At 46.7% G+C, this 20,370-nt stretch carries 18 protein-coding genes; 3 read left to right on the top strand and 15 right to left on the bottom strand.

What is annotated here, in order from left to right; all coding sequences use genetic code 11:
• Positions 1-259: 259 nt before the first annotated feature.
• The 7 genes from J0L70_RS13505 to J0L70_RS13475 form a co-directional block, all read right to left on the bottom strand.
• A complete protein-coding gene (locus tag J0L70_RS13505; RefSeq protein WP_017287268.1) occupies positions 260-553 on the bottom strand; it encodes a hypothetical protein in 294 nt (97 codons plus the stop codon).
• Between the two features lie 387 nt (positions 554-940).
• Positions 941-1,957 carry a hypothetical protein gene (locus tag J0L70_RS13500; protein WP_287454968.1) on the bottom strand — a complete coding sequence of 339 codons (1,017 nt, stop codon included), beginning with the start codon at positions 1,955-1,957 and terminating at the stop codon, positions 941-943.
• A 394-nt stretch (positions 1,958-2,351) separates the two neighbouring features.
• Entirely contained in the window at positions 2,352-3,854 is a 1,503-nt protein-coding gene (locus J0L70_RS13495; RefSeq protein WP_287454967.1) for a mannitol dehydrogenase family protein, read from the bottom strand.
• A complete protein-coding gene (locus J0L70_RS13490) occupies positions 3,811-4,968 on the bottom strand; it encodes an ABC transporter ATP-binding protein (RefSeq protein WP_017287271.1) in 1,158 nt (385 codons plus the stop codon). Before J0L70_RS13490 ends, J0L70_RS13495 begins: the two co-directional genes overlap by 44 nt.
• 36 nt (positions 4,969-5,004) lie before the next feature.
• On the bottom strand, positions 5,005-5,826 hold the full coding sequence (locus tag J0L70_RS13485) for a carbohydrate ABC transporter permease (RefSeq protein WP_017287272.1): 822 nt from the start codon (positions 5,824-5,826) through the stop codon (positions 5,005-5,007).
• A 14-nt stretch (positions 5,827-5,840) separates the two neighbouring features.
• The gene (locus J0L70_RS13480; protein ID WP_017287273.1) at positions 5,841-6,758 is read right to left on the bottom strand and encodes a carbohydrate ABC transporter permease; all 918 of its coding nucleotides are present in this window, start codon (positions 6,756-6,758) and stop codon (positions 5,841-5,843) included.
• 120 nt (positions 6,759-6,878) lie between these two features.
• Complete coding sequence (locus tag J0L70_RS13475) at positions 6,879-8,225, bottom strand: ABC transporter substrate-binding protein (RefSeq protein ID WP_017287274.1); 1,347 nt, start codon at positions 8,223-8,225, stop codon at positions 6,879-6,881.
• A 157-nt stretch (positions 8,226-8,382) separates the two neighbouring features.
• On the opposite strand from J0L70_RS13475, the gene J0L70_RS13470 reads away from it, so the two are divergent.
• Both J0L70_RS13470 and J0L70_RS13465 read left to right on the top strand, forming a co-directional pair.
• A complete protein-coding gene (locus J0L70_RS13470; RefSeq protein ID WP_287454965.1) occupies positions 8,383-9,186 on the top strand; it encodes an SDR family NAD(P)-dependent oxidoreductase in 804 nt (267 codons plus the stop codon).
• A 135-nt stretch (positions 9,187-9,321) separates the two neighbouring features.
• A complete protein-coding gene (locus J0L70_RS13465; RefSeq protein ID WP_287454964.1) occupies positions 9,322-10,284 on the top strand; it encodes a sugar-binding transcriptional regulator in 963 nt (320 codons plus the stop codon).
• A gap of 100 nt (positions 10,285-10,384) precedes the next feature.
• Here the strand turns inward: J0L70_RS13465 and J0L70_RS13460 are convergent, their stop codons facing one another.
• Positions 10,385-10,687, bottom strand: a complete 303-nt coding sequence (locus tag J0L70_RS13460) for a hypothetical protein (protein WP_287454963.1) — start codon at positions 10,685-10,687, stop codon at positions 10,385-10,387.
• Between the two features lie 108 nt (positions 10,688-10,795).
• Here J0L70_RS13460 and J0L70_RS13455 point away from each other — a divergent pair, with 108 nt between their 5' ends.
• A complete protein-coding gene (locus J0L70_RS13455) occupies positions 10,796-12,025 on the top strand; it encodes an ROK family transcriptional regulator (RefSeq protein WP_287454962.1) in 1,230 nt (409 codons plus the stop codon).
• 26 nt (positions 12,026-12,051) lie between these two features.
• Here J0L70_RS13455 and xylB read toward each other — a convergent pair whose 3' ends face one another.
• The 7 genes from xylB to J0L70_RS13420 form a co-directional block, all read right to left on the bottom strand.
• Positions 12,052-13,518: a xylulokinase gene (gene xylB / locus J0L70_RS13450; RefSeq protein ID WP_287454961.1), complete on the bottom strand. Its 1,467-nt coding sequence runs from the start codon at positions 13,516-13,518 to the stop codon at positions 12,052-12,054.
• On the bottom strand, positions 13,511-14,863 hold the full coding sequence (locus tag J0L70_RS13445) for an NAD(P)/FAD-dependent oxidoreductase (RefSeq protein ID WP_353736638.1): 1,353 nt from the start codon (positions 14,861-14,863) through the stop codon (positions 13,511-13,513). The genes xylB and J0L70_RS13445 overlap by 8 nt, the downstream gene beginning before the upstream one ends.
• 328 nt (positions 14,864-15,191) lie before the next feature.
• Positions 15,192-15,536 (bottom strand): hypothetical protein, encoded by a 345-nt coding sequence (locus J0L70_RS13440; protein ID WP_287454960.1) that lies wholly within the window; start codon positions 15,534-15,536, stop codon positions 15,192-15,194.
• Between the two features lie 341 nt (positions 15,537-15,877).
• On the bottom strand, positions 15,878-16,264 hold the full coding sequence (locus J0L70_RS13435) for a hypothetical protein (protein ID WP_287454959.1): 387 nt from the start codon (positions 16,262-16,264) through the stop codon (positions 15,878-15,880).
• Between the two features lie 212 nt (positions 16,265-16,476).
• Positions 16,477-17,469 (bottom strand): ABC transporter permease subunit, encoded by a 993-nt coding sequence (locus tag J0L70_RS13430; RefSeq protein ID WP_017287283.1) that lies wholly within the window; start codon positions 17,467-17,469, stop codon positions 16,477-16,479.
• Positions 17,466-19,019: a sugar ABC transporter ATP-binding protein gene (locus J0L70_RS13425; protein ID WP_287454957.1), complete on the bottom strand. Its 1,554-nt coding sequence runs from the start codon at positions 19,017-19,019 to the stop codon at positions 17,466-17,468. Before J0L70_RS13425 ends, J0L70_RS13430 begins: the two co-directional genes overlap by 4 nt.
• Positions 19,019-20,098 (bottom strand): ABC transporter substrate-binding protein, encoded by a 1,080-nt coding sequence (locus tag J0L70_RS13420; protein ID WP_017287285.1) that lies wholly within the window; start codon positions 20,096-20,098, stop codon positions 19,019-19,021. Before J0L70_RS13420 ends, J0L70_RS13425 begins: the two co-directional genes overlap by 1 nt.
• Between the last annotated feature and the right edge of the window lie 272 nt (positions 20,099-20,370).

Genomic DNA, 20,370 nt, shown 5'->3' with positions numbered 1-20,370 from the left:
GATTATGACATAGAACTAATAGGAGTTGATTGTATATCGTACGCGCACTCACTATCCTACATGCAATGCTATTTACCCTTCGCGAATTTGATTGTACCAAGTCAACGACACCACTGAGTGCGAACAATCCCTGACTGCCAAACCGATTGTTGTTTCATGGATCGACCCTTGAACCCTTCAATTAATGATACTTGGTAGGATGCATAGACGAAAAAATCTCCTGCTAGTGGTGAGCAGGAGATCACTTTATCTCAGAAAATTACTGAATTTTGATACAGCCGTTCTTGATTTCAATCTTAGAATCGTCTTTGATTTCGACTTTGCCACAAGCAGTTTCAATCGTTGCTTCTCGACCGCTGCCTTGAATCGTGGCTGCCCCCGTTGTTCTTGCTTCAAATGTAACTTCTTTGTTCGAGCCATCCATGCGAACTTTCATCACATGCTTTTGGGAGTCTTGATTGGAGTACTTGATGTAAACAGTAGCCACTGACGGCATCGCAAAGGCAACAGTTGGCATGAGCGCAAGTGCTGCAAGAATGAACGTTTTTTTCATGGTTTTAGCAAGAATTTTGAATCAGAAGAGATTGGAACAGACAGAGTAATAGGTCTGTGTTTCACTACTCTTCTTGCTTGACTATGGCAAAGCTTTGCTCTGAATTCGGATGAGCAAAACACGGGAATCATAAGGCTTAGCGTGCAATGTATTCTGCTTTAATTCAGTACATTTCCTGAAATCGCTAAAATGCATCTGGAATTGCGAGTCACGAACTGTAGCTAGTTCAAATATAGCTAGGGTAAAAATTGCAAACAATCACCGCGATCTCGAATTCCAAAGACTTTTTTCATCTTCTCTGCTGAACGTAACCTTGACATAGAACCCAAGCGATCGCACTCAGGATCAATAACCCGCCAATCCAAAATGAAATCCGAATGGCAACAATTACCCCAATTGCGCAAGTTCAGGAATTGAAGCAGCCTCTACAGGCTTGCTTTCAGGTGTCGGCTCGTCCTCTTCGATGATTTGCCAAATTCCTTCAATATGTGCCACCCATCGGCAGGGTTGAAATTCGCCGAAACTGACCAGAATTAAATCCTTGACCTTGGCTTGATCCGTTTCGCGAATATAGTAGCGCAAAGGCAAATCGTCTTCGCCCCGATACGTAGAAAGTTCATTTTGAGGATGGACATACCCTTGTGTTTCTACGATCGTCTGAAAATTTGCGTCTCCCAATTGATCCCTGAGTTGCTTGAAATCTTGGCGATCGATTTCAGCTAGCGTAAAATCCCACCGCGAAATTCCCATCGGCACTTTGACAGGACAATTCCAATCCTCACCATCAGGACTGCCATCATAGGCATCCATTCGTCGGGTGAGATCAAAGGGTTTCACAGCGAACGCTGGGCGACGAGAGACTTGCGGTGGATGCGATCGCGCTCCCACTTCAACCCGACAAAGAACTAACCGCAGACCATCCTCATAACCTGTAACAAATTTGACTTGATAATTAAAAATGCGCGTAAACAGCATTCCCTCGCCCGCAGGAGCCGAGTCAGTCCAAATTCGCTCACACCGACTGAGGAAATCGAACTGATTCAATTCTTCAGGCACGATCGATGCAATGAACCAATCCATACAAATCGGGACATTGGTTCGACCCGGTTGGGTATCTGGGTTCCATTGCAAACGCTCAGGCGAACTAGAATATTCACGAATCTGGTCAAACGCCTGAAGCAGTATGACGAGATTGGGATAGCCTTGGGCTTGGATAGCTGCAATTTGTTCAGGCGTGATGCTATCTGGGGAAAGTCCTGCGACATCGAGTTCGACTAGAAAGAAGCGACGCTTGGCAGATAGAGTAGCTTGACTATCGGAGTCATGCTGTCGTGCCAGTTGCACAATGTCGCCCGATCGCTTTTCGAGGCTATCTAATGTCGCTTGCTCAGGAATTGTCACCATGAGATGAAATCCGGGATAGTAATAGGTAATAAATCATACTTCTTCTCAGACCTGCCCAACCTGCCAAGCCAAAGTTAACGCCAGTGTCCCCAGAGCCAGCGTTTGTTTGCAAGCACTCTTGATTGCTGAGGCTACAAATCTTGAAACACAATGCTAGTTTTGAGCGATTGACAGCCATCCTAAAGCAACTCCGATTTGCGAATACGGATGCGAAGACTCTCAAAGATCTCCCAGTCTCAATAAAAACCTCATAATTGTTTTTAGAGAGCAGGCGAAGATAGTCACGCTCGACAAATCAGATAAATTTTGAGAATGTTCCTCAGAATGGATTTTGCCCAACACTAAGCCCCTTATGATGACGAGAACGCTTCACGAGCGAGTAACTTCAATCTCTTCATTGATGAACCTGAAGCAGCCCGATTAAGGTCTCTTTTGCTCCGAGGTCATATAGATTGCGGAGATGATGCGTCACTGCCTCAACGAAACGCGAGGACTGCGGGAGATCGCCAAAAAGTTCAGAAAGCCCGAAGAGACTACTGGGATCGGAACCGCCTGCTTGGGCACGTTGAGTGAGAGCATCTGCCATTGGATCATCAATTGAAATCGGCTTCTTCTGGTCATCCAGTCCATTTAAGTAGCGGAACCAAGCAGCGATCATCAAACTCAGATAGTCAATGGATTCACCTTGCTGTAGTTTCTCCCGCAGTGGACTGAGCACCCACTTAGGTAGCTTAGCTGAACTATTGAAACACAAGCGTGGAAGCTGATCTCGGATTTTGGGATTTGCAAATCGCTCAATCAATGTTTTTTTATAGGTGTCCAAGTCAATTCCAGGAACAGGCTGAAGCGTCGATGTGACTTCCTCCATCAATTGTTCAACGGCTTGTCGAATGAGCCGATCTGCCATTGCTTCATGAACATAGGAATAGCCCATCAATGTGCCGAGATAGCCGATCAGCAGATGGCTAGCATTGAGCAGGCGAATCTTCATCATCTCGTAAGGATGAACATTATTCGTAAATTGAACGCCCACTGCTTCGAGTTCCGGTCTACCTGCACAGAAGTTATCTTCGATGACCCACTGAAGAAAAGGTTCAGCAACGACTGGAAAAGCATCTTCAATGCCAAACTGATTCCGAACCATTTCAATATCCGCTGGAGTGGTCGCGGGAGTAATGCGATCGACCATACAGTTTGGAAAAGCAACATGGTCAGCAATCCAACGCCCCAATTCTGGATCGTGCAGTTCTGCAAACGTCGTTAGCATTTTTTTGACAATGTTGCCGTTCCCCTGCAAGTTATCGCAAGACAGGACAGTAAAGGGCGCTAATCCCTGTTGACGACGTTGATCTAATGCAGCGGTCAAAAAACCATAGACCCCGATCGGTTGATCTGGATGTTGTAAATCATGCTGAATTGTTGGGTGATTGACATCAAATTCACCGCTGCCCTCAATGTAGTAGTAGCCTCCTTCTGTAATCGTGAGTGTCACAATGCGACATTGAGGATGGGCTAAGGCATCAATCACAGCTTGCCGATTTTCTGGTGCAAATAGGTACTGTGTAATCGAACCAATGACTCTAGCATTATCGCTTTCGGGCGATCGCTCTACTAAGGTGTATAAGCAATCTTGTGACTTCAAAGCATCTCGCATCCGCTGATCGAATTCCAGCAAGCCAACTCCACAAATGCCCCAATCGCTGTTGGGATGCTGGTGAAAGTAATTGTCAAGATAAAGGGCTTGATGGGCGCGATGAAATCCGCCTACCCCAATGTGAATAATTCCATTTGTGATTTGATGGCGATCGTATTGGGGAATGTGAACATCACTCGTTAAACGAGCAAGAGAGGCTTCATTCAGCTTGATGGCTGATTCGGTTTTGATATTGGGGTTCATGGGATTCATCCATTGTTAAGTGGTGACGACGAGCTTTGGGAACAGATTCACCGTTTTGATTAAACAGATGGCACAGATCGCCATCTACATGAATAAATGCGCGATCGTGCATCCGGCTGGGATTGTCACCATCGGTTTGCACTACCAATGTGTCACCCCCCGCAATTCTGACGTAGAGAAATGTTTCTCCACCTAGTTGTTCTACGACAAGCACTTCACCTGTCAGAGTTGGATCATTGTGATCCAGTCTTAAGTGTTCTGGTCGAATTCCTAAGGTTGCTCCATCTCCAGTAGAAAGGCTTCCAGGTCTAACGGGAATGGTCACGCGAGCACCACCCGGAAGTTGAACTGTTGTCCCGGAGTCATTGACGGCGGATACCGTGACGGGGAGAAAGTTCATTTTCGGTGAACCGATGAATCCAGCCACGAATAGATTTCGAGGATGATGGTAGAGTTCCAGCGGTGATCCTACTTGTTCCACAATCCCGCCCTGCAAGACCACAATCTTATCGGCAAGTGTCATTGCTTCGACCTGATCGTGCGTGACATAAATCATCGTGGATTGCAGGCTATCGTGTAGGCTTGCAAGTTCTAGCCGCATCTGTACTCGCAAAGCTGCATCTAAGTTTGACAAAGGTTCATCAAACAAAAATACCTTGGGATTCCGAACAAGTGCCCGACCGATCGCGACGCGCTGACGTTGACCGCCCGATAGCTCTTTCGGCTTCCGGTTTAAGAGAGGTTCTAATTGCAGGATACGAGCAACATCTCGCGCCCGTTCCATTCGTCGTGCTTTTGGCATACCCGAGAGCCGTAGACTGAATGCCATATTTTCTGCCACGGTCATGTGAGGATAGAGCGCATAGGTTTGGAACACCATGGCTAATCCCCGTTTGTCGGGTGGTACATCATTCACCCGTTCTCCATCAATCAACAGATCCCCCGAGGAAATGTCCTCAAGTCCAGCAATCATGCGAAGTAATGTTGATTTCCCACAGCCTGATGGACCCACAAACACCACAAACTCACGATCGTTAATATCCAGATCAATGCCTTTGATGATTTCAACGTCAGTGTACCGTTTATGGATATTTCTTAAAGTAACTGTAGACATGAACTGCTCCTATCGATGATTAAAAACAAGCAGATGCTATTTCACGGCGCCAAAGGTCAGACCTCGAACTAATTGTCGTTGGCTTAACCAACCAAAGATGAGAATGGGTGCGATCGCTAACGTTGATGCAGCAGAAAGCTTTGCCCAGAACAATCCCTGCGGACTGGAGAATGAAGCAATAAACGCAGTGAGTGGAGCTGCATCAGACGTGGTGAGATTCAAGCTCCAGAAGGCTTCGTTCCACGACAGAATGATAGATAGTAGCGCAGTAGAAGCAATTCCCGGCAGTGCTAATGGCAGTAACACGTGGCGAAGTTCTTGTTGAGTACTAGCACCATCCATCCGATCGGCTTCTAGAATTTCTTTGGGGACATCTTTGAAGAAGCTATAGATCATCCAAACGACGATCGGTAAATTGGTCAGCGTGTAAATGATAATCAAAGCGAGACGAGTATCTAGCAGCCCCGCATTCCGACACAGGATATAGATGGGAACTAGAACGCCAACAGACGGTAGCATTTTGGTGGACAACATCCAGGTCAAGGTTCCCTTGGTGCGTTTGGTGGGGAAGAATGCCATCGCATAGGCAGCAGGAATAGCAAGTAGTAGTGCAAGAATCGTTGAGCCGAGGGAAACGGCTACGCTGTTAAACGCATAATTGAAGTAACTTGCCCGATCCTGGATAGTCACATAATTTTCCACGGTTGGCTGGAAGAACAACTGAGGTGGAGTCGCAACCGCAGCAACTTCAGTTTTGAAACTGGTGATAAACATCCAGAAGATTGGGAAGAACAGGAGTAAAGCAGTTAACCAGCCCAGCACTGCCCACAGCCATGTACGAGAATTTTTACGTGCCATTTTAAGTGCCCCAATTAGGTATCCAAATTACGAGCAACACTCCGCAACAAGAAGATTGCTACGATATTTGCCAAAATTACGGCAATCAAACCACCGGCTGAAGCACCACCGACATCAAATTCTAGTAGCGCTTTCAGGAAGATGTAATAGGCTAGGTTTGTTGTTGCTAAACCAGGCCCACCACCCGTCGTTACGAAGATTTCCGCAAAGATGGTGAGGAAGAAAATTGTTTCAATCATTGCGACAACGGCGATCGCACGGCTGAGGTGCGGCAGCATCACGAATCGGAATAGCGCGATCGCATTTGCGCCATCCATCCGAGCAGCTTCTAACTGCTCATGATCAAGCGACTGAATTGCGGTCAATAAGATCAGCAACGCAAAAGGAAGCCACTCCCATGACACAATGATGATGATTGCTAGTAATGGGAAATTGGCAAACCAATCGATCGCGCCTAATCCTAAGCCTCGTGTAATTTGAGCAAACAACCCATTGACCGGATGCATCAGCATATTCTTCCAAATCAATGCACTAACTGTAGGCATGACAAAGAAAGGAGAAATCGCTAGCACCCGCGCAATTCCCTGTCCGGGAAAGTCTTGATCAAACAAGATGGCGAGTAATGTCCCAAGTCCGATCGTAATTGCCAAAACGGCAGCAACTAGCACGATCGTAGTCCCAAGCGAAATCCAAAAACCTGAATCACCGAGGATAAAGGTGAAATTCTCAATCCCAATGAACTTTTGTGCATCTGGATTCAACAGGTTATACCGCTGAAAAGAAAACCAGATGGTCATCACCAGCGGTACAATCATCCATAGCAGCAGCGCAATGACGGAAGGCGCAACAAGCGGTAAGGTTGATGCCTGACGACGAGTTCGTCGTCTGGGTGGCGGTGTTTCGGGGTGACGTTCTACAACAATTGAAGACATAGTTTTGAAGACATAGTTTTAACGATCGCAAATTGAATGGTCTTTGAACCGCATTGGTCAGAAAGTAGGAACAGATCTCAAGCGATTGAGTAACCTTGAAAACTGCTGCTCAATCTGTCCCTACTGGATATAGCCTGTATGTCTCATGAAGCGCTCCGTTGTGCGTTGAGATTGCTGCAATGCTTGATCAACAGAGGTACTACCAGTCAGTGCAGCCGCGATCGTTTGTCCAGTCGATGATCCAATCGCTTGGAATTCTGGAATATCCACATACTGAATGCCTTTATAAGGTGTGGGTTGAGCCGCAGGTCGGGTGACATCAGCAGATTGGATAGAACGCAGCACGATCGAGGCAAAAGGAGCGGCTTTTTGATAGTTAGGATTCTGATAGGTGGAAGTGCGAGTACCCGGTGGTACGGCAACCCAACCATTTTGTTCAGCAACTAGCTGGATATACTCTTTCGAGGTTGCCCAAGCAATAAACCGTTCCGCTGCTTCTGGGGCCTTCGAGGTTTTAGGAACTGCTAAAGCCCAAGCCCAGAGCCAATTTGAACCATTGGGATATTTCTCGATCGGCGCACGAGCAAAGCCTAGCTTGTCATACACTTTAGACTCTTTCGGGTTCGAGAGGAGTCCCGCCGCAACGGTTGCATCAACCCACATTCCGCACTTGCCTGTTGAGAACAAGGCTAAATTTTCATTGAATCCATTAGAACTTGCTCCAGGTGGGCCGTAGTTCCGCATGAGATCTACATAGTAGGTGATCGCTTCTTTCCAAGCGGGTGTATTAATGGTTGGATTCCAGTTCGTGTCAAACCATTGACCTCCATAGGTATTCACGAGCGTTGAAATGAACCCCATATTTTCACCCCAACCCGGTTTCCCCCGTAAGCACACGCCATAAACCCCATTTTTGGGATCATGGATTTTACTTGCCCACTCTTTAATTTGAGGATAGGTGGGCTGTTCAGGAACCGTAATTCCTGCTTTTTCAAATAAATCCTTGCGATAATAAAGCATCGAACTTTCGCCATAGAACGGCACCGCATAGAGTTTGCCGTCATTAGAAAGTCCTTCTCGAATCGGTTTTAACAGGTCGTTGACATCATAGCTAGCAGGCAAATTTAGTGGTCTGAGCCAATCGCGTCTTGCCCAGATCGGAGTCTCATAAGATCCGATCGTCAAAACATCAAATTGCCCACCTTGGCTGGCAACATCAGTCGTGACCCGCTGGCGCAATACATTTTCTTCCAACACGACCCATCTCAGTTGAATGTCGGGGTTCGCTTTCTCAAACTGGCTGGAAAGCTCTTGCATGATCACCATATCGCCGTTATTGACGGTGGCGATCGTGAGTCTTGTTTTTTCTGCCGCTTGCGAACCTGACGAACAAGCATGTAACAGTTGCGTCAACATCATGCCAATCAGGAACACAACGATGATCTTGGCGAAGCGAGGTGTACGCATCGCTAGCTCCTTATATTAAAGATCGAGCAAGTAATATTGAGTTTATGCTCTACTTTTGGGCAAAAGCTCAATAATAGAAATCATACTGATCTCAGTTCTAAAACTAAATCGTTCATTCGGATTTGAAACAATTCTTGATTAACAAGGAGATAAGACCGTGACGGCAAACGCAACTTATTCGTTTGAGGGAAAAACGATTTTAATCACAGGTGGTGCTGGAGATATTGGAAAAGCAACGGCACAACGCTTTGCAGCCAATGGTGCTGGAGTAGTTTTGCTGGATTTGAATGAAACCAAAATGGCAGAAGTGGTGCAGGAATTAGAGGAGTACAATGTCCCTCTTGGTGCATTTCAGTGTGATGTGACGCTTGCAGACAGTGTGGCAAATGCATTTTCGGGTGCGATGGCGCAGGTTGGACAGATTGACTACATCTTTAACAATGCTGGCTATCAAGGAGTCTTTGCCAAAACGGATGAGTATCCAGCGGATGATTTTCAAAAGGTCATAGATATCAATGTCATTGGCGTTTTTCATGTGCTAAAAGCTGCGGCTCAACATCTCCGGGATTCAGGGGGTGGCGCTATCGTCAATATGGCGAGCCATGCAGGAGTGGATGGTCCTCCGAACATGCTGGCTTATGCAGCTTCCAAGTTTGCCGTGATTGGCATGACTCAAACGGCTGCAAAAGATTTAGCAGCTTACGGAATTCGAGTGAATTCTCTCTCACCTTCACTCATTGGACCGGGCGTAATGTGGACACGGCAAACTGAATTGCAGGCAGCCGTGGGTTCTCAGTATTTTGATCTCGATCCCAAAGTTGTAGAACAACAAATGATCAGCTCAGTGCCAATGCGCCGTTTAGGAAGTTTAGAAGAGGTTGCCAACGGGGTTGCTTTTCTCATGAGTGACGAAGCGAGTTATATAACAGGATTTAACCTGGACATTACAGGCGGACAATAGCGATCGCAGAATTTTGAGTAGATTTTTGTGAGAGAAATGTGATAAACCTGACAAAGAGATTTGAGCAAATGCTCTAGCTTTAGATATAGGCTCAAAAATCTCTTTGGGTAGATGCTTTTTTCTGGATGGTGAGATATGGGAGAACCTTTTATTGAGCGACGCGATCGTAAACTGGATCTTGCGGCTCATGCAGCTTGGCTCTATTACATTGGTGGCAACACTCAAGAAGAAGTTGCCAGTAAGCTCAATGTCTCCCGTCAGGCTGCTCAACGCCTCGTTGCACTGGCTGTTAGCGAAAAACTGATCAAGTTTCGCCTTGATCATCCTTTAAGGGAGTGTATCGAGCTAGCTGAAATGTTACGGGACAAATTCCAATTGTCTTTGTGTGAAGTAGTGCCCAGTGATACCAGCAAAGTTGACGATCTGAGTGGGATTGGCGTGTGCGCTGCTGATTATTTAGAGACTTATTTACTCGCAAAAGCTCCAACCATTTTGGCATTTTCTTCTGGACGGACATTGCGTGCAATGGTGGAACAGATCCCATCCATGGATCAACCTCAACACAAAATCATCTCTATTATTGGCAACCTGTCCCACTATGGGCGTGCAGGTCGTTATGAAGTTGTTATGCATCTCGCCGATCGCGTCGGTTCTCAAGCCTATCCTGTTCCGACTCCGGTTGTTGCGACCAGCGTTGAAGAACGGCAGCTATTACAGACACAGCGATCGTTTATTACTGTAAAGACCTTAGCAGAGCAAGCTAAAGTCACATTTGTTGGAATTGGTCACATTGCTTGGAATGCTCCACTTCATCAGGACGGCTTTATTAACGATGAAGAAGTTGCGAAATTGATTGAGCTAGGAGCAGTTGGAGAGATTGCAGGTTGGGCATATAACTACGAGGGAGTTTTGCTACAAGAAGGTATCAATAGTCGCGTCGCCAGCGTTCCTTTGCAGCAACCCGCTCAGCGTTTGGTCATTGGTGTTGCAGGGAGTGAAAAAAAGGCAGAAGCCATTCTAGCTGCGATGCGGGGTAAGCTCATTACAGGACTCGTCACTGATAAAGCCGTTGCTGAAGCAATTCTTGCCAAAGTGTAAGTGCGGTAGAACATCAACCCAGAATTGATCAAGAACGACTGTGTGAATTGAAGCCTTATACAGTCGTTCTTAATCACTCTCAAGGCTGGAAATTAGTAGCCTATCCATCGATGTTCCATAAATTTGCCCGTGAGCGCCGATAGATTTGTCTATCTAACCACTCCATGACTGCTTGCTCATCCTCGAAGCGGATAGTGAGATGATGCAGAGGATCATAAGCCTGCCAGTATAGAGTGCCAGAGCTATCCATTTTCTGTCGAACCTTGGGTTCGCTAGAAGGTAATTGCCAGAGATTCGACAAAACCTCCCAAACCCAGCGGAAGCTTGAGGCAGTTAATTGATCAAGTTGTGGCGGAAGTTGTTCAAGCCGTTCGTAGTTTCGTTGCTGTTGAAACGTTCGCATCATTAAGACTCCTTAACACTACAATCCCACCTTAGATTGTTTGAATCGTGAACAAACACCCTTATGATTGTTTGTCATCTCAACAAACCTGAAGTTGGATAGTTTCTTATGAAAGCAAACCTCAGTAAGAAACCCCTGGCGACGGATGCGAGCTTGCTGAAGCAAATTAACTTTACGCGAATTCTCAGCCTATTACGGTATTTGCCCCATCTGACTCGTGCCAAGATTGCCCATCGAACTGGCTTGACTCGTTCAACGGTTACTCTCATTACGGCTGAATTAATTGAGGCTGGACTGGTACGTGAGGGAAAATCAACGGCATCTGGAACTGAAGGCGGGCGACCTGGCATCGAGCTAGAACTCAATCCAGAAGGTGCTTTTTTTATTGGAGTTGCGATCGAAGATGAAAGCCTACGAGTGGTTGAACTGAATTTTGCAGCTCAAGTGACCCGACGAGTCGAAATCCCGATTACCGACACGGCTCCAGACATTATTGCTCAGCAGTTAATTGAGTTAATTCAACAGGTCTGGGAAGCAAACCCAGAGAGTAAAGCGCGATCGCGGGGAATTGGTATCACGATTCCAGGGAGCTTAGATCGGCAAGGAATTGTCCTTCGTGCTCCCAGACTAGGCTGGAAGAATATCGACTTACGAACTTATTTGGATCTATATCTGGATGTGCCGCTCTACATTGAAAACGATGCTAATGCAGGTGCTCTCGCTGAGATGTACTTGAGTGGATCGATGCCCAGTCATAGTTTGCTTTACTTATTTCTCAATGTTGGTATTGGCGCTGGCATGGTCTTAAACAATCGCCTAGTCCGTGGAGCGGGAGGCACTGCTAGTGAAGTATCTGAACTGATGATTGACCCGCACGATTCTGATACTCCAGCCGATGTGCGTCCTGGAACCTTTGAAGCTTTGTGCAGCAAGCAAGGTCTATTACACGCTTATTACCGCCGCACTGGAGAAATCATCAATCTTGAAACTCTGCTGTGCTGTTTAGAAGGGGGTGACGCGATCGCTCAAGCTGTCGTGAACGAGTGGGGAAAATATCTGAGTTGGGGAGTTCGAGGATTGGTTGGAGTACTGAATCCAGAACAGATTGTTTTTGGAGGACAACTCGCAGGATTAATCCCCTATGTGCGAGATCAGTTTGATGAAATGTTGCAAGGTTGCTTGCCGGATGGGAGCGGCTATGGTTTTGATCAGGCTGCTCGTTTTCGGCTCAAGATTTCTAGATTTGGAAAGGATTCTACAGCGATCGGGGGTGCAGTCCTGGTTTATCAATCACTGTTTCAAATGCCTGATTTATTACTGCTGCATCATATCGTGTGAATGGCTATTGAATAGTCGTGAATGATTCAACGCACTGCTTTAAGAGCTTCATATAATTGCTGATATTTTTGAAAAGCAGACTCATAAATTAGATTTTTCTGTGGTTGTACAACGTTTTCAGCTTGGGGAAGGATCTGAAATGCAGCTTCTAAATTGGAATACACCCCAACTCCTACCATCGCTAGAATTGCAGCTCCATAGGCAGCACCTTCTTCAGCTTTAGGTGCAATCAATTCTGTCTGCAAAATATCTGCTAGAATCTTGAGCCAAACACTCGATCGTGCTCCTCCTCCGGTTGCCAAGAGTTGCTTCATTGGAGTGATGTTGTGAATTATATCCAAGGCTTCTCGTAGACTGAATGCAACGCCTTCCAGTACAGCCCGGATGAGATCAGCTTGCGAATGGGCTAAAGCTAGATTGACCCAGGCACCCCGAGTTTCTGGATCAAGGTGAGGGCTGCGTTCTCCCGCAAGGTGAGGCAGAAATAAAACACCCCGAGCACCCGGCTGTGAACGTTCCGCCAACTGCATCAGATCCGCGAAGGCAATTTGGGGAGCGATCGTGTCTCGATACCAGCGCAACGAGCCGCCTGCCGCGAGCGTCACACCCAACAAGTGATAGCCGCCATCCGCGTGACAAAACAGATGCACTCGTCCCTCTGGGTCAGGGATGGGATGCTCCAAAGGAGCAAAAATCACGCCCGACGTACCGATACTCAGACTTCCTCGATTCAGATTGCTAGCTGAAATTCCCAACCCAATTGCGGCGGCGGCATTATCACCCCCTCCAGCAATGACGGGTAATCCGGCTGGTAGCCCCACGTGTGCTGCGATCTCTGGTTTCAAGCGCCCGGCGATCGCTGTAGACTCCACGACAGGTGGAAACCAGGCTGGATTCATCTTAAGCGCATTTAGAATATCAATGTCCCATTGCCGATTTGCTAGATTCAGACAGCCTGTTCCTGAAGCATCGGAGGGTTCTGTAACCGCGACTCCAGTGAGGACATAGCCCAAATAATCCTTAGGCAGCAAGATTTGCTGAACTTGAGCATAGGCTTGTGGCTCTTCTGTTCGCAACCAGACGAGCTTTGGAAGCTGAAACCCTGTAATTGCAGGATTGCCAGTTCGTTGAATCAATTCTTGGCGAGAAATTGTCGATTCGATCGCTTCTACTGCTTTTCCAGTACGCTGGTCGTTCCATAAAATGGCGGGTCTGATCACATGACCTTCTGCATCGAGCGGAACCATCCCGTGCATTTGCCCGGATAACCCGAGCGCGATCGCACGATGTTCACTAAGCTGTTGAGCAATGTCTGATAAAGCCTTCAGGCTAGCTTCTACCCAATCTGCCGGATTTTGCTCTGTCCAACCCGGTTGTGGTGTGAACAGGGGATAACTTTTTGTGGTCTGAGCCATGAGTTGTCCATGCAGATCAACCGCGATCGCACGCACCCCGCCTGTTCCTAGATCTAGACCGATTACTAAGTCAGCCAAGCTTCCCTCCTAGTTCTGAATGGTTTAATGGGTTTTCTTCCTGTGTAATCAGGCGAGAACCTCCTTTACGGCTGAAGTAATTCCAGGCCCACTGGATCATCACCACCAGCTTGTTATCAAACTCAATTAAGTAATAAATATGAGCAAACACCCAAATCAGCCAAGCCAGGAACCCAGACAGCTTTAACCAGCCCAAGTTCACCACAGCCGCATTCTGTCCAATCACTGCTAAACTTCCGACATCTGAATAATGGAAGGATGGTAATTCTCGTCCTTGTAGACGATATCGAATTAATTTAGCGATATAAGCACCTTCCTGCATCGCAACGGGAGCAAGTCCTGGCAGTGGTTGATCACCTTGGTGTTTGTAATGAGCGAGATCTCCAACAACAAAAATGTCTGGTTGTCCTGGCACGCTTAAGTCAGGATTGACGATCACTCGTCCTACACGATCGAGCGTTGCACCTGTCCGCTCAGCTAGTACTTTTCCCATGCCTGAAGCGCGAACGCCTGCTGCCCAAAGCACCGTTTGAGTCTGGATTGTCTCAGTTTGTTCCCCGTGGCGAACCGTAACTGTATTCTCCGTAATCCCTGTCACAAAGGACTGTGTATGTACGGTAACGCCTAAATTTTCGAGAGATTTTGCAGCAGCAGTTGAAAGCTCAGGAGGATAAGGCGGTAAAACGCGATCGAGACCTTCTAGTAGCAAAATCTGGGTTTCTCTCGTGTCAATGTTGCGAAAATCATGCTTCAACGCATAGTGAGCTAATTCGCCTAAAGCGCCAGCTAGCTCTACTCCCGTGGGGCCAGCACCCACAACTACAAACGTCAACCAAGCTCGACGCTTTTCTGGATCAGTTTCTTTTTCAGCGACTTCAAACGCCCGAAAAATTCGTCGTCGTATTCCGATCGCATCTTCAACAGTTTTGAGTCCGGGTGCTATCTCTGCCCATTGATTCTGACCAAAGTAATCGTGACTTACACCAGTTGCTACAACCAAGGTGTCGTAGGGGAGAACTCCAGTTTTTAGAATGACTTGATGCTGCTCGGGGACAATATCGATCGCTTCATCCATCAGCACTTTGACGTTGCGATAGTGGCTGAGGATTGAGCGTAAGGGTGAAGAAATATCTCCAGGAGAAAGCTTTCCGGTTGCAACTTGGTAGAGCAAGGGTTGAAACAGATGAAAGTTACGTTTATCGATTAACGTAATTTCAATCTGTTTAGAACGTCCCAGGGCTTTAGCCGCATATAAGCCACCAAACCCACCACCAACAATCACAACTCGGTGAGGAACGGGATGACCACCTGCATTTGCGATCGCAAACTGTTCCATTTTAGACATCCATGAATAGAATCCATTGAAAATAGACTTAGTTACCGATCACAGTTCACTTTTTACGCTGTAGCGATCGCGAAACAGAATCCTCAGATCCATGAGCAAACTGATATCAAATACCCTCAATAACGGCACCGATACAAGTTTTCTCTGTATCAGAACAAAGTCTTGAATGAATCACGCTTGCCTTAAGTGTATTAGAACTTCCGCAAAGCGTTCATACTCTCAGAAAATGACCCTGAAACAAAAAAAGACCCGTCAAATCTGACGAGTCTAGGTGAGATGATTGACCTTAAGATTTTAAAAAATCGGCAATCAATAGCTCTAGCGAAACTTAATTCGTGAATTCTAGATCGGGTTCGCTGCAAAAGTCGAACTCAGCAGCTTCAGAGGGGCCATCTGCATAAACTCCCCGGACTTGCCAAACGCAGTTCGAGTCATCTGTAGCAGGTGCCCACTGCATGGTTGCAGTTTCACCAGGGTCGATCGAACTGCCCTTAAATTCTCCCCAAGTCTCGCCATCCTCGGATGCTTCCACCTTGAGCAAAGGAGTGCTGCCACTATTGGTGACTTGAAACGTCCAGCCGGATGCTTGAGCAAATGGCATATTCAGCACAAAAATAGAAACAGCGCTGACAAGACCAATCAGAGGTTTGCGATAGCTATAGTTCAGGTTCATTGGATCATATTCCTATTAGGAGATAACCCTACAGTTCCCGGTTCTTAGATTAGAACAATAAGCTTATTGAAAATTTTACAGTTACGAAATTTTACTAGGATACCGTTTTGGTTGCTGTTCAGGGATTTTCTCAGCACCCTGTAAACATACGGAAAGTCTTCAACCAGACTTCTTTGCGTATGGAATAGCTACTGCCGACTTTCACATTAGATCTCAATGAATCACGCCTGCCTTTAAGTGTCTTGGAACTTCTAGAAAGCGTTCATACTTTGTCAAATGAAAGCTTTTCGCGTGCGGATCACTAAAAATGCTTTTATAAAATGTTATGTTTCAACGCGATGTCAGCAATGCTGCTCTAAATCCAGAAAATAGGCTTCAGTGTGATCCACGAGGGTGGGTTTGTCCTGCTGGATTGCCCAAATTTTGCCACCGCTAATGTGAATTTGACCATTGCTCAACACGGCACGATGCTTATGAATCCAGCCTAGAGCTTCTCCACAAGTTTTCACTTTCTCGATCGCAAACGTGGAGCAGTTCAAGCGATAGACTGGGGTTTCGCCGATAGTGCGATCGCCCAGATATCCCAAGTTACCGATGATGTAGATCCAACCCGCAACCCAAGTCGCAGTGTGGAAATCAGTCGGTGGAAAAACGGTTGTCGGATAGCCATAAATTTGGAAATTGCCTTGTCCATCGTAGACGACGACATCGTTGTAAAAGCGGCTCAAACACCTTTACTGCTATCTTGAGCCACCGACTGAATGTGCAGGAGCTTAAGATAGCAGTAAAGGTTCTAGAAGGTTAAGTTCAGTCTGAAACTGAGAAGGCAAATTACCTGTTGCTGATCCAAGTCAGGTTAGGCAAGACTTATTGCACACAATTTTAGGTAGACCTTAAGTAAAAGTCTGCACACCTACGAAATTGAGAAATTAAATTCAGATTATCGTGTAGAACGACGGCGCAATCGATCGATAACGACAGCTACAATAATCACTAAACCTTTGACAACAAGCTGCCAGAAGTAAGACATATTGAGGAGCGTTAGCCCATTGTTCAGGACTGCAATAATCAATGCACCAAGCAGCGTTCCTGGAATTGTACCAATCCCACCTGTAAAGCTTGTCCCGCCTAAGATCACAGCCGCGATCGCATCTAACTCATATCCATTTCCGAGCAAACCAGTCGCACTATATAGCCGACTAGAACTCATAATGCCAGCCAACCCTGCTAACAATCCGCTGACACCATAAACAAAGAGCAAGACACGGTTCACCTTAATCCCGGTCAGTCGTGCTGCTCGCTGATTTCCCCCAACCGCATAGATTTGTACCCCTAACACTGTCCGACGCAAGACAAACCAACTTGCTAAAACAGTAAGCAGTGCAATCACAACGAGCCACGGAAAAGGGCCTAAATAACTATTACCAACCCAGGCAAAATTGAGATTACGATTCAAAACCGTAGTGCCATTGGCAACGAGATAAGCCGTCCCTCGTAGCGCAGTCAAACCGCCTAATGTCACGATAAAAGGCGGGAGATCTAGAAACGCAATCAATGCACCGTTGATTAATCCGATGGCTAATCCAGTCAACAAAGCGGCTGGAATGGCAAGCCAGCTCACCGCAGACAATGAGACTAATACACCAACCACCGCCGACACGCCTAAAATCGATCCAACAGACAGATCAATTCCTCCGGTCAGAATGACAAAGGTGAGTCCCGTTGCTAAGACAATGTTGATAGATGCTTGACGAAAGATATTGACAACGTTTCCAGCGGTAGGAAAGTTCGGAGTGAGAATCGAGAAGAGAATACAGATGATGACCAAGATTGGCAAAATTCCAGCAATCTGAAGCCAGTTGCCCGTGGATTTTCGCCGATTCGGGGGGCGATCGCTGGGTTCTTTTAAAGGTCGTAGTTCGGTTTGACTCATAGTGCGGCGACCTCCGATGCGCCAGTAGCATAATGCATAATGTTTTCTTGGGTAATTTCTCGATGAGTTGAGCCACCAAGCTCACCCACAATTTGTCCTTGGCGCATCACTAGAACGCGATCGCTCAGTCCGATCACTTCGGGCAGTTCACTCGATACCATCAAGACTGCAACGCCTTGTTGTGCTAAATCGCTAATAATGCGATAGATTTCGCTTTTCGCACCAATATCAACGCCGCGAGTCGGTTCATCAAGTAAGAGGACGCGCGGTTTGATCGCTAGCCAGCGCGCCAGTAAAAGCTTCTGTTGGTTGCCCCCCGACAGATCCATCGCGCGAATTTCTAGATTGGCTAATCGAATGTTGAAGCTCTCGACCGCAGCATTCGCAATTCCGCCTAGAGTCTTCCAGTTAATGACGCCAGCTTTCGCATCTTGCTTGAGCATATTCAGCGTAATGTTCTGACCGGAACTCATTTCCAGGAATAAGCCTTGATCTTTGCGATCTTCTGGAACGTAGCCGATGCCTGCTGCGATCGCGTCTCCAGGCGTATGAATATCTAGCTTTTTCCCATTGAGAAATACTTCTCCACTGGTCTTCGGATCTGCCCCAAAAATCAAGCGTGATAGTTCGGTTCGTCCTGCTCCAACTAATCCGGCTAATCCGACAATCTCTCCGGCTCGCAGGACTAAATCAGTCGGTTGAACTTTATGACCGTCGCTAATTTGTCTGACTTCTAGCACCACGTTGCCTGGAGTCGTTTGTGGGTGGTGTTCGTAGAAGCCTTCCGTTGATCGCCCGACCATCATTTGCACGAGTCGCTCTGGCGTAATTTCAGACCGCTCTAAACTGCCAATGTACTGACCATCTCGCAGGACACTGACTCGATTTGCCAACGCATAGACTTCTTCCATGCGGTGACTAATATAGACGATCGCAATTCCATCCTGTCTCAGTTTGTGAATCACCTCGAATAGGCGCTCTGTTTCTCGCTCAGAGAGTGCAGCCGTTGGCTCATCCATCACGAGAATGCGGCTTTTGTCTTTGAGCGCACGAGCAATTTCGACTTGCTGCTGTTCTGCGATCGACAAACTTGAGACCAGATCATCTGGTGCAAAACTTGCCCCTAGATCTTGGAGGACTTTTGTAGCTTCTCGCAACATGCCTTCTCGATCTAGCAGTTGCCCATGACTGAGTTCACTGCCCATGAACATGTTTTCGGCAACGGTCAAGTTCGGTGCAACGTTTAGCTCTTGATAGATCAGATTAATTCCAGCTCGTTTCGCAACTCCTGGATCAGTAATATGGAGCCGTTGACCATTCACCCAAATCTCGCCTTCATCAGCAATGTAAGCTCCGGCAAGAATCTTCATGAGTGTGCTTTTTCCGGCTCCGTTTTCGCCCATCAGAGCATGGACTTCACCTGGATACAGCGTAAGATTGACGTTTTGTAGGGCTGGAACGCCATTAAAGCGTTTCGTAATGCCCCGCATCTCTAGCACTGGAGCTACGGTCGGAGCATGATCTGGCATCGTTTCTGGATTGGTTGTCATTACTGCCACCCTTTGTATTGGCTCACGTTGTCTCGCGTAATCAGCTTGACGGGAATCTGAATGTTGGGATCCGCAGGTTTTTTACCGTTTAGAATGTCATTGCCGACTTGCACCGCTTTCTGAGTCATGCCTAATGGATCTTGCGCGGCGGTTGCTACAAACAAGCTGCTTTTATCTTCGATCGCGCTTTTTGCTTCTGGTGCGCCATCGACTCCCACAATAAAGAACTCATTGCGCTTGGCTTGTCGGGACGCTAATTCTGCACCAACTCCACACGGATCATTAATGGCAAAGACTGCATCAATTTTCGGGAACGAGGTCAGTAAGTCCGTCATGACGCGCAACCCACCATCACGGCTCCCTTCAGCATTTTGGTCTTTTGATAGTAGTTTGATGCCAGGATATTTTGCAAAAACCTTCTCGCAGCCTTCAACGCGATCAAAAACGGATTGCACAGGAGGGCCATTGATAATCACAACATTGCCTTTCCCTTTTAAGCGATCGGCAATGTACTGACAACTGAGTTGTCCCGCTTGCAAGTTGTTCGAGGTAATCGTTGCATCGACTCCTCCATCTGCTCCTGTATCCACTGCAATCACTGCAATGCCAGCTTGTTTTGCTTTCTCAACCGCAGGGGCAATTCCTTTACTATCTCCCGCATTCAGAATAATCAAGTTAGTATTTGCAGCAATAAAGTTTTCGATTTGATTGAACTGTTGATTCAAGTCATATCCACTTGAAACCACAGTTGTCCGAACTGTATCGCCTCCAATTTTTCTAGCTTCTTCTTCTGCTCCTCGACCCATCAGCACAAAGAAAGGATTGCTCAAATCTCCCACTGTAACGGCTACCGATTTCAGCTTTGAATCACTCTGATTAGTCTGCTGTGTAGAGGAACAAGCTAGTAAAAGCCCCCCGATCAGACCCAATACGCCGATCGTGCTTAAACTACGACGTAGCGCAACTTTATTCACGCCTGTTTCACTCCCAAAAAGTAATTGAAGAGAATCAACTGAATCTAACTCTGCGGATTGGATGTAGCTTGCAGCGCTAGATTCAGTTGATTCTCTATGTTTCATCGTGCGCTGAAGCTGAAATATTTCACATCTATCGAATAGTTTATGCCTCAAGATAGAGCACTTAAGATGAACTGCTCAAATTATCTCCCTGTAAGGCTTTTCAGAAATGCGCTGTTGAAGTTCGGCGTGAACAGTTCATAAAATGTAACCTAACATACAAACAATCATATACATTCAGGGTCAGCGTGATGGCTCAATCCGATTTGTTCAACAAGGGCGGGAATCTATTGGAAAACATTGCAGCTTGAGTGCGATCGCGAACATTCAACTGG

It is taken from the genome of Leptolyngbya sp. UWPOB_LEPTO1 (genome assembly GCF_017302695.1).
GTDB lineage: Bacteria > Cyanobacteriota > Cyanobacteriia > Leptolyngbyales > Leptolyngbyaceae > Leptolyngbya > Leptolyngbya boryana.
This window is presented reverse-complemented; position numbering and strand designations above follow the sequence as displayed.

Coding starts and splice junctions, on each gene's coding strand:
- J0L70_RS13505 (WP_017287268.1), bottom strand. CDS start 553: ATGAAAAAAACGTTCATTCTTGCAGCACTTGCGCTCATGCCAACTGTT.
- J0L70_RS13500 (WP_287454968.1), bottom strand. CDS start 1,957: ATGGTGACAATTCCTGAGCAAGCGACATTAGATAGCCTCGAAAAGCGA.
- J0L70_RS13495 (WP_287454967.1), bottom strand. CDS start 3,854: ATGAACCCCAATATCAAAACCGAATCAGCCATCAAGCTGAATGAAGCC.
- J0L70_RS13490 (WP_017287271.1), bottom strand. CDS start 4,968: ATGTCTACAGTTACTTTAAGAAATATCCATAAACGGTACACTGACGTT.
- J0L70_RS13485 (WP_017287272.1), bottom strand. CDS start 5,826: ATGGCACGTAAAAATTCTCGTACATGGCTGTGGGCAGTGCTGGGCTGG.
- J0L70_RS13480 (WP_017287273.1), bottom strand. CDS start 6,758: ATGTCTTCAATTGTTGTAGAACGTCACCCCGAAACACCGCCACCCAGA.
- J0L70_RS13475 (WP_017287274.1), bottom strand. CDS start 8,225: ATGCGTACACCTCGCTTCGCCAAGATCATCGTTGTGTTCCTGATTGGC.
- J0L70_RS13465 (WP_287454964.1), top strand. CDS start 9,322: ATGGGAGAACCTTTTATTGAGCGACGCGATCGTAAACTGGATCTTGCG.
- J0L70_RS13460 (WP_287454963.1), bottom strand. CDS start 10,687: ATGCGAACGTTTCAACAGCAACGAAACTACGAACGGCTTGAACAACTT.
- J0L70_RS13455 (WP_287454962.1), top strand. CDS start 10,796: ATGAAAGCAAACCTCAGTAAGAAACCCCTGGCGACGGATGCGAGCTTG.
- J0L70_RS13445 (WP_353736638.1), bottom strand. CDS start 14,863: ATGTCTAAAATGGAACAGTTTGCGATCGCAAATGCAGGTGGTCATCCC.
- J0L70_RS13440 (WP_287454960.1), bottom strand. CDS start 15,536: ATGAACCTGAACTATAGCTATCGCAAACCTCTGATTGGTCTTGTCAGC.
- J0L70_RS13430 (WP_017287283.1), bottom strand. CDS start 17,469: ATGAGTCAAACCGAACTACGACCTTTAAAAGAACCCAGCGATCGCCCC.
- J0L70_RS13425 (WP_287454957.1), bottom strand. CDS start 19,019: ATGACAACCAATCCAGAAACGATGCCAGATCATGCTCCGACCGTAGCT.
- J0L70_RS13420 (WP_017287285.1), bottom strand. CDS start 20,098: ATGAAACATAGAGAATCAACTGAATCTAGCGCTGCAAGCTACATCCAA.